Source organism: Rugosimonospora africana, assembly GCF_016862975.1.
Lineage (GTDB): Bacteria > Actinomycetota > Actinomycetes > Mycobacteriales > Micromonosporaceae > Rugosimonospora > Rugosimonospora africana.
In genome coordinates this window covers 66,827-78,994 of record NZ_BONZ01000025.1, presented here as the reverse complement: position 1 = coordinate 78,994, position 12,168 = coordinate 66,827, and the positions used below count along the sequence as shown (strand labels likewise).

Annotated in this window: 7 protein-coding genes, 1 pseudogene and 1 riboswitch; of the genes and pseudogenes, 3 read left to right on the top strand and 5 right to left on the bottom strand. The window is 70.2% G+C overall.

What is annotated here, in order from left to right:
• Positions 1–742: pseudogene (locus Raf01_RS13360) on the bottom strand (hypothetical protein); the annotation flags it as partial.
• A 598-nt stretch (positions 743–1,340) separates the two neighbouring features.
• On the opposite strand from Raf01_RS13360, the gene Raf01_RS13355 reads away from it, so the two are divergent.
• Both Raf01_RS13355 and Raf01_RS13350 read left to right on the top strand, forming a co-directional pair.
• Entirely contained in the window at positions 1,341–2,084 is a 744-nt protein-coding gene (locus tag Raf01_RS13355) for a class I SAM-dependent methyltransferase (RefSeq protein ID WP_203918157.1), read from the top strand.
• 505 nt (positions 2,085–2,589) lie between these two features.
• The gene (locus Raf01_RS13350; protein ID WP_203918163.1) at positions 2,590–4,632 is read left to right on the top strand and encodes a M4 family metallopeptidase; all 2,043 of its coding nucleotides are present in this window, start codon (positions 2,590–2,592) and stop codon (positions 4,630–4,632) included.
• Positions 4,633–4,756: 124 nt separating this feature from the next.
• Here Raf01_RS13350 and Raf01_RS13345 read toward each other — a convergent pair whose 3' ends face one another.
• Entirely contained in the window at positions 4,757–5,755 is a 999-nt protein-coding gene (locus tag Raf01_RS13345; RefSeq protein WP_203918156.1) for an NADPH:quinone oxidoreductase family protein, read from the bottom strand.
• A 111-nt stretch (positions 5,756–5,866) separates the two neighbouring features.
• Between Raf01_RS13345 and Raf01_RS13340 the strand changes: the two genes are divergently transcribed.
• Positions 5,867–6,553 (top strand): TetR/AcrR family transcriptional regulator, encoded by a 687-nt coding sequence (locus Raf01_RS13340; RefSeq protein WP_203918155.1) that lies wholly within the window; start codon positions 5,867–5,869, stop codon positions 6,551–6,553.
• Here the strand turns inward: Raf01_RS13340 and Raf01_RS13335 are convergent.
• From Raf01_RS13335 to metH, 3 genes are all read right to left on the bottom strand, one after another.
• Positions 6,462–7,697 (bottom strand): RNA polymerase sigma factor, encoded by a 1,236-nt coding sequence (locus tag Raf01_RS13335; RefSeq protein WP_203918154.1) that lies wholly within the window; start codon positions 7,695–7,697, stop codon positions 6,462–6,464. The genes Raf01_RS13340 and Raf01_RS13335 overlap by 92 nt on opposite strands.
• Positions 7,698–7,754: 57 nt before the next feature.
• Positions 7,755–8,102, bottom strand: coding sequence for a YciI family protein (locus Raf01_RS13330; RefSeq protein ID WP_203918153.1), 348 nt, complete (start codon positions 8,100–8,102; stop codon positions 7,755–7,757).
• A 182-nt stretch (positions 8,103–8,284) separates the two neighbouring features.
• A complete protein-coding gene (gene metH, locus Raf01_RS13325) occupies positions 8,285–11,875 on the bottom strand; it encodes a methionine synthase (RefSeq protein ID WP_239133580.1) in 3,591 nt (1,196 codons plus the stop codon).
• Positions 11,876–11,959: 84 nt separating this feature from the next.
• A riboswitch (S-adenosyl-L-homocysteine riboswitch) is annotated at positions 11,960–12,038 on the bottom strand.
• Positions 12,039–12,168: the final 130 nt, after the last annotated feature.

The window sequence follows — 12,168 nt, the reverse complement described above, 5'->3', positions numbered from 1 at the left end:
TCTCCTGACCGGCCTTGCTGTGGTCGTCCTTCGGGTCGGACTTGCCGTCCTTGCCCTGGTCGTCCTTCGGCGCGGACTTGCCATCCTCCTGGCCGGCCTTGCTGTGGTCGTCCTTCGGGTCGGTCTTCCCGTCCTTGCCCTGGTCGTCCTTCGGCGCGGACTTGCCATCCTCCTGGCCGGCCTTGCTGTGGTCATCCTTCGGGTCGGACTTGCCATCCTCGCCCCAGCTGCCGCCCATCTCCTGACCGGCCTTGCTGTGGTCATCCTTCGGGTCAGACTTCCCGTCCTCGCCCCAGCTGCCGCCCATCTCCTGGCCAGCCTTGCTGTGGTCATCCTTCGAGCCCCCGCCCCACGGGGCCCCGCCCATCGGCGCTCCGCCCGTCGGTGCGCCGCCCATCGGCGCTCCGCCCGTCGGTGCACCGTATGCCGGCGCGGCGTCGGTCGGCGCGGCGTCCGTCGGCGCAGCCTCGGTGGGTGCGGCCTCGGTCGGCGCGGCTGCGGCGCACTCGCCGTACCCGTCAACCTGCGTGGGCGCGTAGCCGTTCGACTGCCCAGATCCGTTCGACTGCTCGGGCGCCTGCGCGCCGGGCTGGTCGGGTGCGTACGCACTCCCCGTCGTTCCCCCACCCATCGGGGTCGACGAGAGGGAGCCCGCCGCGCTGGCCGCGGCGGCGGGACCACCGATCGCCAGTGCCGCAGTGAGGGCTGCGACCGCCAGCGTCCGCTTGCGTGTGTTGAACATGTTGCTCCTTCCAAACGAGCGACATCGGGGGGCTTGGTCCGTCCCGTCAGCGGAATCTCCACTTCGGACACATGCCGGACGACGCGCACTCGGGCGGGAGTTGTTTATGGTGGTTTCAACCGCCGCATCCGACTAGCCCCGTATGAGAGTTATTGTCACATAGTCCCGGGCGGGGTTTTCGAGTGATTTACGCGTTCTCGTCACCTCGTCCCCCGTTCGGGGGAGGCGGGGCCTCTGAACTCCACCGAACCGTTCGGGAGGCGGTGGCCTCCTCTGAGCGGCGTCGCCGCGTCTGAACTCCCCCGCCTCGTCTGGGGACGAGCGGACCGTCTGGGAAAGCGCGGGGCCGATGGGCGGACGCGGACCGATCTGGGAGCCCACGGCCTTATCTGAGAGGCACGGCCTTATCTGAGAGGCCCAGCCTCATCTGGGAGACACGGCCTCATCTGGGAGCCACAGGCCTTATCTGAGAGGTGAGGACGCGTCTGGGGAGACCGGCCCCGACCTGGCGCATCCGGTGGGCGGCGACCGGTTTCGGGGTTATCCGGAGTCCGGAAATCGTTGGACACCACGGACATGCGCGGCGATCGTGGTCGACATGCAACAGGACGGGATCTGGGACGAAGACGCGGCGTCGCGGTACGACACGCCGGGCACCGGCCAGTTCGCACCCGACGTGCTGGGGCCCACCGTGGACCGCCTCGCCGAACTCGCGAACGGCGGAGCCGCTCTCGAGTTCGCCATCGGTACCGGCCGGGTCGCCGTCCCGCTCGCCGAACGCGGGGTACCCGTCACCGGCATCGAACTGTCCCGCCCGATGCTCGACCAGTTGCGCGCGAAGGCAGACGAGGCGACGATCCCGGTGATCGTCGGCGACATGGCGACCGCGACCGCTCCAGGGAAGTACACCCTCGTCTACCTCGTCTACAACACAATCTCCAACCTGCTCACGCAGGCAGAGCAGGTCGAGTGTTTCCGCAACGCGGCTCGCCATCTGACGCCCGGCGGCCGGTTCGTGATCGAGCTCTGGGTACCCGAACTGCGCAAGCTTCCCCCGGGCCAATCGGCCGTGGTGTGGAGTTCCGAGCCCGGCTACATCGGCCTGGACACCTACGACGTCCTGCACCAGCACGTCGTCTCGCATCACTTCCGGTTTGACGAGAGCCGGCAGGCCCGGCTCACCCGTAGCCCGCACCGGTACATCTGGCCGGCCGAGCTTGACCTGATGGCCGCGCTGGCCGGATTCGAGCTGGAGACCCGGCACGCGGACTGGAGCGGAGCGGCGTTCACCGCCGCGTCCCGGTCTCACGTGTCCGTCTACCGCATCCCCGCGGACCACTAGCCAGCCGGACGCGCGGCTCGGCTCGACGGCGGTCGCGGCTGGCGCGGCGGCGGGCGCGGCTGGGCCCGGCGACGCAGCCGCCCCGGCACATATCCCATCAAGACACATCGATACCGAGGAAGTCGCCACCATCCATTCGCGAAGCCCTTACCGGTGTTTCTGACGCGTTTACGGCGTCATCGGAATGCGATCCGCAATCGGCGCCGCAAGCGTCCGGGAGAACGACGTGCCAACCCCGTCGCGGCGTCGTCGGAATCGCAGGGTGGCGACAAGGGTTGCGCGGGTTCCTCGCTCTTGTGCAGGTGAGCAGTGATGTGCCATCGTCCCTCATCGGCGTCAGTCGATGAAGGTGAAGGGTGACCGACGGATCGGCGCGCGCCCGTGCGGTTATTCAACCTGCATTGACTAACGTCATTCCATCAATTCCGGCGCGGGGCCTCGCAACAGCGATGGCCCGCGCCGTCTGGGAAGAGGGGCACCCTTGAAGTTCACACCACGCTTCGCTATGGCAGCGGGTGCGCTCGCGGTTGGGCTGGCTACCGTCGGCACCGCCGTAGCTGTCCAAGCCTCACCGCCGTCACCCAACAGCACCGCGGCAGTCCAGGCCCTGGCGGCCAACACGGCCACCACGTTCGTATCCACCCGACCCGCCGTCGTGCACCCGAGCGCCGACGACGCGTTCATCCAGCATCCGGTGATCTCGTCGGGTGGCATGCAGTACGTCCCCTATGACCGCAGCTACAAGGGCCTGCAGGTGGTGGGTGGCGACTTCGTCGTCGTCATCAACGCCGCCGGCCAGATCACGAACACCTCGGTCGCCCAGCAACAGGCCATCGGCAACCTGTCGGTCACCCCGGCGCTGGCCAAGGCCGACGCCGAGGCGGTGGCCCGCAAGCAGGTCACGAACCCGACCACGGTCGAGGGTACGACCCTGGTGGTGTACGCACTCGACACGCCCAGGCTCGCCTGGGAGTCCATTGTGGACGGTACCGGGGCGGAGGGCCCGAGCCGCCTCTCGGTCGACGTCGACGCGATCACCGGTACCGTGCTGCACACGCAGGAGCACGTGCTTCACGGAACCGGTACGGCCGCGTGGAACGGCCCGAACCCGGTGACCATCAACACGACCCACTCGGGCACCACCTACTCGATGGCCGACCCCACCATCCGCAACCTCAGCTGCCAGGACTTCACCACCCACGCGACGCTGACCGGCACGGATGACGCGTGGGGCAACGGCAATGCCACCAGCAAGGAGACCGGCTGCGTGGACGCGCTGTTCACCGCGCAGACCGAGTACAAGATGCTGTCCAGCTGGCTCGGCCGCAACGGCATGGATGGCAGCGGCGGCGCCTGGCCGATCCGCATCGGCCTGAACGACGAGAACGCCTACTACGACGGCACCCAGGTCGCGGTCGGCCACAACACCGCCAACCAGTGGATCGGCGAACTCGACGTGGTCGGCCACGAGATGGGCCACGGAGTCGACGACCACACGCCGGGCGGCATCTCCGGCAGCGGTACCCAGGAGTTCGTCGCCGACACGTTCGGCGCGGAGACCGAGTGGTACGCCAACGAGCCGTCCGCCTACGACGGCCCCGACTTCCAGGTCGGCGAGAAGGTCAACCTGGTCGGCAGTGGCCCGATCCGGTACATGTACAACCCGTCGCTGGCCGGCGACTCCAACTGCTACTCCAGCAGCACGCCGTCGCAGGAGGTACACGCGGCCGCCGGTCCCGGCAACCACTGGTTCTACCTGGTCGCCGAGGGCACCAGCCCGACCAACGGCCAGCCGACCAGCCCGACCTGCAACAGCACCTCGGTCACCGGGCTCGGCATCCAGACCGCGGCGAAGATCATGTACAACGCGATGCTGATGAAGACGACCGGCTCGTCGTACCTGCGGTACCGCGTCTGGACCCTGCAGGCGGCCAAGAACCTGACCCCGGGCAACTGCGCCGCGTTCAACACGGTCAAGGCGGCCTGGAACGCGGTGAGCGTACCGGCCCAGTCCGGCGAGGCGACCTGCACCGACGGCGGCCCGACCACGGAACCCACCTCCGCGTCGCCGACCCCGACCGGCGGCGGGAGCTGTTCCGGCCAGCGGCTGACCAACCCGGGCTTCGAGTCGGGCTCCACCGGGTGGACCGCCTCGACCGGCGTCATCGGCCAGAACTCGTCCCAGGGTGAGCCGGCGCGCACCGGTACCTGGAACGCCTACCTGGACGGGTACGGCACGACCCACACCGACACGCTGACCCAGTCGTTCTCGATACCGGCGGGTTGCCACGCGACCCTGTCGTTCTGGACGCACATCGACACCGCCGAGACCACCACGACCACCGCGTACGACAAGCTGACCGTCCAGGCCGGCTCGTCGACGCTGGTCACGCTGTCGAACCTGAACAAGGTCTCGGGCTACACGCAGCGCAGCTACGACATCTCGTCGCTGGCCGGCACCACGGTCACGCTCCGGTTCACCGGAACCGAGGATTCGGGGCTGCAGACCTCGTTCGTCATCGACGACACGGCGGTCAACCTCAGCTAGAGCGAGACGATAGCTAGAGCGAGACGATGTGGTGGGGCCCGAGCGCTCGGGCCCCACCACCGCGCGGAGGGCGCCTGTTCGCAGGAGAAGCTGGGAGGACCCGCCGCCCGGCGTCACGGCCTGCTCAGGTCAACAGCGCCAGCTTGCCCACGGTGGCCCGCGCTTCCAGTTCCGCGAGCGCCTTCGGCCCGTCGGCCAACTCGTACGCGGTCGGCTGGCCGGGGCCGAGCACGCCGGCCGCGAGGAGCCCGAACAACTGGCCCATGACCTCGCCGAAGATCTGCGGTGCGGCCTGGATCAGGATGCCGATGTTCAGGCCGATGACGTGGACCTGGTGCTTGTAGACCAGGTCCCAGTTGGTGACCGCGGTCTCGCCGCCGGCCATGCCATACACGACGACCCGACCGGTGACCCGCTTGGCCGCGGCCAGGCTGGCGTCGAAAGTGGCGCCGCCGACCGACTCCAGCACCAGGTCGGCGCCCGCGCCGCCGGTCAGCCGCAGAACCTCGGCGGCGATGTCGGTGCCGCGGGAGTCGAGGACGTGGTCGGCGCCCAGTGCCCGGACCACCTCGTGCTTTCCCGACGAAGCCGTGGCGATCACCGTCGCGCCGAAGTGCTTGGCCAGCTTCACCGCGGCCTGGCCGGTCCCGCCGGCCGCGGCGTGGATCAGCACCGTCTGCCCGGCCGCGACGCCACCCAGTGGCTTGAGCGCGGCCAGCGCGGTCGGCCAGTTCACGACCAGGCCCAGTGCCTGCTCGTCGACCCAGCCCGCCGGCACCGGGACCGCGGCGGCCGCGGGCAGCACCAGGTACTCGGCGAAGGCGCCGCCATTGATGCCAACGCCGATGACGTGCGCGCCGGGTTCCGGGCCGGTCACTCCCTCGCCGAGGGCGACGACCTCACCGACGCCCTCGATGCCGGCCACATACGGTGGCTGCGGGCCGCCCGCGAACATGCCGCGGGCCTGCGAGATGTCGACGAAGTTGACGCCGGCGGCGGTGACCCGGATCAGGACCTCGCCCGGGCCCGGGCTCGGTACCGGCGCGTCGGTGATCAGGCGCAGGTCCTGCGGGCCGTTCAGTGACGTCTGCTGCAGGGCACGCATGGTCGCGGGAATCGTCATGTCATCGGCTTCCTTTTGATTATCGAACGACCAACAAACCATGTCATGCTCGTACGGCACGGGTCAAGGTAAACTTGATCGAACGACAAACAAGCACGGAGACGCATCCCCATGGCTACTCGCGGCAGGCCGCGCACCTTCGACCCGGACACCGCCCTGCGCCAGGCGTTGGACCTGTTCTGGGAACGGGGCTACGAGGGCACCTCGCTCAACGACCTGGCACAGGCCATGGGCATCGCCTCGGCCAGCATCTACGCCTGCTTCGGCAGCAAAGAGGACCTGTTCCGCAAGGTCATGGCGCTCTACGGTGCGACCTCGGGCGAGCCGCCCCGGCGGGCCCTGCGCGAACAGCCCACCACACGCGCCGCGGTCCACGAAATGCTGCGCGCCACCGCCGATCAGATCACCGGAGCCGACACGCCGCACTACTGCATGCTCATCCTGGCCGCGCCGACGGGCGCGGTGGAGAACCACCCGGTCCGCGAGTTCCTCGCCGACATCCGGCGCGACCAACACACCACCATCAAGGACCGGCTCGCCCGCGGCGTCACCGACGGCGACCTGACCGCGTCGGGGGCCGACCTCGACGCCATCGCGCGCTACTACGCCACAGTGGTGCAGGGCCTGTCCATCCAAGCCCGCGACGGCGCCGACCGTGCCGAACTGGAAGCGGTCATCACCTGCGCGATGGCCGCCTGGGACACGCTCACGTCGCCGACTCCCGCATCCACCGGGCGCGCAGGCGCTGCCGGTACCGGCGCTCGGCCTCGGTCGCCTCGCCGTCCAGCGACGCGGTGACCGCCTCGATCGCCTCCGGGTACCGTCCGGCACGGGCCAGCAGTTCGGCGCGTACCGCGTGCCAGCGCTCCGACGGCGGCACCGCCTCCAGGGCCGCCAACCCCGCGCCGGTACCGCTCGCCTCCGCCACCGCGACGGCCCGGCTCAGCGCCGCGGCCGGGCTCGGTGCGACCGTACACAGCAGGTCGTAGAGCCGGACGATCTCCGGCCAGTCGGTGGCCCGGTAACTCGGCGCCCGCGAGTGCTCTGCCGCGATCGCGGCCTGCAACTGGTACGGGTCGGCGATCCCCTCGGTACGGCGTAGCGAGAAGTCGAGCAGCCCGCGACCCTGCGCGATCAGCGCCGCGTCCCACCGCGAGCGGTCCTGGTCGAACAGTGGCACCACGTCGCCCGCCCGGTCGACGCGTGCCGGCCGGCGCGCCTCGGTCAGCAGCATCAGGGCGAGTACGGCTGCCGGCATCGGCTCGTCGGGCAGCAGTCGGCGGAGCAGCCGACCCAGGCGTACCGCCTCGTCGCACAGGTCGACGTCCACGGCTTCCTCACCGGAGCGCGGCGCGTGCCCCGCGGTGTAGAGCGCGTGGACGACGCCGCAGACCGCGCCGACGCGACCGGGCAGCTGCGCGGCGGACGGTACCCGGTAGGGGATCCGGGCGGCGGCGATCTTCTGCCGGGTACGCGTCAGGCGCTTGGCCATCGCCGGCTCGTTGGTCAGCAGGACCGCGGCGATCTGCGCCATGGTCAGCCCGCACAGGGTACGCAGGGCCAGCGCCACCCGAGCCTCGAGCGACAGTGCCGGGTGGCAGCAGGTGAAGATGAGCCGCAACTGGTCGTCACGCACGACGTGGTCGGGCGGCGGGTCGGTGGCAGTCAACTCGATCAGGTCGGCGCCGTCACGCTCCTTCGCCGCCCGCAGACCCTCCCGGCGCAGGATGTCGATGGCCTTGCGCCGGGCGGCCACGGTCAGCCAGGCACGTGGCTGCTCCGGAACGCCGGTGCGCGGCCAGTCGCGCATCGCGACCAGGGCCGCCTCCTGCACGGCGTCCTCCGCGATCTGCAGGTCGCCGATGGTCCGGACGAGGGTGGCGAGGATCCTCGCTCCCTCGACCCGGACCGTCTCGGCGAGCCGGTCGTGCACGTCGGGCATGGCGGTCGAGCACCTCGCGGTCGGGCGCGCGGTCGAGCGCATGACGGCCGTCGCCGGCTACTTCGCGGCGAGGACCGGGCGTACCTCGACGGCCCCGTCCCAGGCGGCCGGGATGCGGGCCGCGATCGCGATCGCCTCATCGAGGTCGGCCGCCTCGATCAGGTAGTACCCGGTCAGCGCCTCTTTGGTCTCGGCGTACGGGCCGTCCGCGGTGACCACGTCGCCGCCTCGGGCGCCGGTGACCCGCACGACGGTGGCGGTGCTGGTCGGGTGCAGCACCGCGCTGGCCAGGATGCTGCCGGCGTCCTGGATGGCGAACTGCCGGTACTCGGTCAGCGCCTCGGCGTGCTCCGGATCGAACCAGTTGACGTCGGCGGTGTAGGTGAGGGCAAGGTACTGCGCCATGACGTACTCCTCGTGTCGGCGGGCCCGGTGGCCCGCGTTCACAAGGAGGACGAACGGGCCGGCCGCGTCCGGGACATCCGGCGGGTGAGTTTCTCCTCAGGCTACCGAGTCGGCCGGCGACCCGAGGCCGGTCAGGACTGCGGGCCGGTCACGACTGCGGGCCGGTCGCGACTGCGGGCCGGTCAGGACTGCGGGGACGGTTCGTAGGCGAGGTTGGGACGCAGCCAGCGCTCGACCTCGGCCAGGCTCATGCCGCGCCGGGCCGCGTAGTCCTCGGCCTGGTCGCGACCGATGCGCCCGACGGTGAAGTACCGCGACGACGGGTTCGCGAAGATCAGTCCGCTGACGCTGGCGGCCGGGGTCATCGCGAACGACTCGGTGAGCCCCATGCCCACCCGGTCGGCGCCGAGCAGATCGAACAGCACCTGCTTCTGGCTGTGGTCGGGGCTGGCCGGGTAGCCGAGGGCCGGACGGATGCCGCGGAACCGTTCGGCGTGCAGGTCCTCGATCGCCGGGTTCGCGTCCGGCTCGAACCAGTCGCGCCGCACCCGCAGGTGGAGGTACTCGGCGAACGCCTCGGCGAGGCGGTCGGCGACGGCCTTGACCATGATGGACTTGTAGTCGTCGTTGCCGGCCTCGAACTTGGCCGCCAGGTCCTCCGCGCCGTGGATGGCCACGGCGAACCCGCCGAGGTGGTCGCCGGCCGGCGCGACGTAGTCGGCGAGGCTCCGGTTGGGCCGGCCGTCGGGCTTGGCCGTCTGCTGGCGCAGCATCGGCAGGCGCACCGACGAACCGGCGTCGATCACGATGTCCTCGCCGTCGGAGTGGGCCGGCCAGAAGCCGTAGACGCCACGGGCCGTCAGGGAGCCGTCCGCGATGATCTGGTCGAGCAGGGCGTTGGCCTCGTCGTACAGTTCGCGGGCCACCGGCTGCTCGAGGATCGCCGGGTACTTGCCCTTCAGTTGCCAGGCGAGGAACAGGAACTGCCAGTCGATCATCTCGCGGAGCGCGGTCAGGTCCGGCTCGACGGTGCGGAACCCGGTGAAGGCAGGGACCGGCAGGTCGTCGAACGAAACCCGTTCCCGGTTCGCGCGGGCCTCGGTGAGGCCCAGCATCGGGCTGCGCCGGGACGCCGCGTGCTGCTCCCGCAGGCGCTCCTGCTCCGCGCGGTTGGCCTCGGCGAGCACGTCGGCGCGGTCCGGGTTGAGCAGGTCGGAGACCACGCCGACGACGCGGGACGCGTCGAGTACGTGGACCGTCGTGCCGTCGTACGCGGGGGCGATGCGTACCGCCGTGTGCTGGCGCGAGGTGGTGGCACCGCCGATCAGCAGCGGCAGCTTCAGCCCGCGGCGTTGCATCTCGGTGGCGACCGCGACCATCTCGTCCAGCGACGGGGTGATCAGTCCGGACAGCCCGATCGCGTCGGCGTTCTCGGCGACCGCGGTGTCGAGGATGGTGGCCGTGGGGACCATCACGCCGAGGTCGACGACCTCGTAGTTGTTGCAGCCCAGCACGACGCCCACGATGTTCTTGCCGATGTCGTGCACGTCGCCCTTGACCGTCGCCACCACGACCTTGCCCTGGCCGCGACCCAGCTCGGCGCGCCCCTCGCGCAGCGCCTGCTCCTTCTCCGCCTCCATGAACGGCTCCAGGTAGGCGACCGAGCGCTTCATCACCCGCGCACTCTTGACCACCTGCGGCAGGAACATCTTGCCGGAGCCGAACAGGTCACCGACGATCTTCATGCCGTCCATGAGCGGCCCCTCGATCACGTCGAGCGGGCGCTTGGCCGCCTTGCGGGCCTCCTCGGTGTCGGCCTCGACGAAGTCGACGATGCCGTGCACGAGCGCGTGCGCCAGGCGCTCCTCGACCGGCGCCTCCCGCCAGGACAGGTCCACGGTTCGGCGGGTGCCACGCCCGCTGACCGTCTCGGCGAACGCGACCAGGCGGTCGGTGGCGTCCGAACGACGGTCGAAGAGCACGTCCTCGACGAGTTCCAGCAGCTCGGCCGGGATGTCCTGGTATACCGCGAGCTGGCCGGCGTTGACGATGCCCATGTCCAGCCCGGCGCGTACCGCGTGGAACAGGAACGCCGAGTGCATGGCCTCGCGTACCACGTTGTTGCCGCGGAACGAGAACGACAGGTTGGAGATGCCGCCACTGGTACGCGCGCCCGGGCACCGCTGCTTGATCAGCGGCAGCGCGTCGATGAACGCCTTGGCGTACCCGTTGTGCTCGGCGATGCCGGTGGCGACCGCGAGGACGTTGGGGTCGAACACGATGTCCTCGGGGGCGAACCCGGCCTGGTTGGTCAACAGGTCGTACGCCCGGCCGCAGATCTCCACCTTGCGCTCGGTGGTGTCGGCCTGCCCCCGCTCGTCGAAGGCCATCACGACCACCCCGGCGCCGTAGTCCCGGATGCGTCGCGCGTGGTCGAGGAACGCCTCCTCGCCCTCCTTGAGGCTGATCGAGTTGACGACGCCCTTGCCCTGTACGCACTTGAGCCCGGCCTCCAGCACGCTCCACCGCGAGCTGTCCACCATGATCGGGATGCGGGCGACCTCGGGCTCGGTCGAGATCAGGTTCAGGAACGTGGTCATCGCCTGCTCGCTGTCGAGCAGGTCGGCGTCCATGTTGACGTCGAGCAGGTTGGCCCCGCCGCGGACCTGTTCGAGCGCGACGTCCACCGCCGCCTGGTAGTCGTCCGACTCGATGAGGCGGCGGAACTTGGCCGAGCCGGTGACGTTGGTGCGCTCGCCGATCATCACGAACCCGGTGTCGGCGCCGATCGCGAACGGCTCCAGGCCGCTGAACCGGGTAGCGGCCGGCGGCACCGGTACCGGGCGCGGGGCGAGGCGGGCGACGGCGGCCGCGGCCTGCTCGATGTGCGCCGGCGTCGTACCGCAGCAGCCGCCGACGATGTTGACCATTCCCGACTCGGCGAACTCCCGGATCAGCCCCGCGAACTCGTCCGGCGTCTGGTCGTAGCCGCCGAACGCGTTGGGCAGGCCGCCGTTCGGGTGGCAGGCGGTGTACGTGCCGGCCAGCCGGGACAGGTCGGAGACGTACGGGCGCATCTCCGCCGCGCCCAGCGAGCAGTTCACGCCGACCACCATCGGGTGGGCGTGCTCGATCGAGCGCCAGAACGCCTCGACGGTCTGCCCGGACAGCGTGCGGCCGCTGAGGTCGACGATGGTCACCGAGATCCACAGCGGCAGGTGCGGTGCCACCTGACGGGCGGCGGCGATCGCGGCCTTGGCGTTCAGCGTGTCGAAGATCGTCTCGATCAGCAGCAGGTCGACGCCGCCGTCGGCGAGGGCCCGGATCTGCTCGGCGTACGCGTCGCGGACGTCGTCGAAGGACACCGCGCGGTACGCCGGGTCCTCGACCCGGGGCGACAGCGAGAGCGTGACGTTCAGCGGCCCGATCGAACCGGCGACGAACTTGCCGCCCGCCTCGTCGGCGGCCTGCCGCGCGAGTTGGGCGCCGCGCAGGTTCATGTCCCGGACCAGCGACTCCAAGTGGTAGTCGGACTGGCCGATACGGGTCGCGGTGAACGTGTTCGTGGTGGTGATGTCCGCCCCGGCCGCGAGGTATCTGCGGTGGACGTCGAGGATCAGGTCCGGTCGCGTCAGGTTCAGCAGGTCGGGGTCGCCGGTGACGTCGTGCGGGTGGTCTGTCAGCAGGTCGCCGCGGTAGTCCTCGGGCGTCAGCCCGGCACGCTGCAGCATGGTGCCCCAGGCACCGTCGAGCACGACGATCCGCTGGTCCAGAAGATCCTTCAGAGCCCGATTTGTGTCGAGCTGGACGGCGCCATCGACCCGGCTCACGGACGTCTCCACTGGACCACCTCCGAAAATTCGGAGGCGCCCTTGGTAGAGAAGGAACGAGGTCGAGCGTGGCGGACCGGAGTCCGTTGCAGCGCCTCTCGACCTTGGCATCAAGGGTACCAGAAAGGGCTCCGCCGTCCGTTCCCGTGCCCGGACCGCGGACGGGGTGGAGGCGACCGGGCCGCACCGCTACTGTTCCGTTCGGCGAGCTGTCCGGAACTGATTGTGAGGTTGGT

What these genes read in the sequence shown, in the direction of transcription:
- Raf01_RS13350 (WP_203918163.1), top strand. Translation starts at nt 2,590, where the DNA reads ATGGCAGCGGGTGCGCTCGCGGTTGGGCTGGCTACCGTCGGCACCGCC.
- Raf01_RS13345 (WP_203918156.1), bottom strand. Translation starts at nt 5,755, where the DNA reads ATGACGATTCCCGCGACCATGCGTGCCCTGCAGCAGACGTCACTGAAC.
- Raf01_RS13335 (WP_203918154.1), bottom strand. Translation starts at nt 7,697, where the DNA reads ATGCCCGACGTGCACGACCGGCTCGCCGAGACGGTCCGGGTCGAGGGA.
- Raf01_RS13340 (WP_203918155.1), top strand. Translation starts at nt 5,867, where the DNA reads ATGGCTACTCGCGGCAGGCCGCGCACCTTCGACCCGGACACCGCCCTG.
- Raf01_RS13355 (WP_203918157.1), top strand. Translation starts at nt 1,341, where the DNA reads ATGCAACAGGACGGGATCTGGGACGAAGACGCGGCGTCGCGGTACGAC.
- Raf01_RS13330 (WP_203918153.1), bottom strand. Translation starts at nt 8,102, where the DNA reads ATGGCGCAGTACCTTGCCCTCACCTACACCGCCGACGTCAACTGGTTC.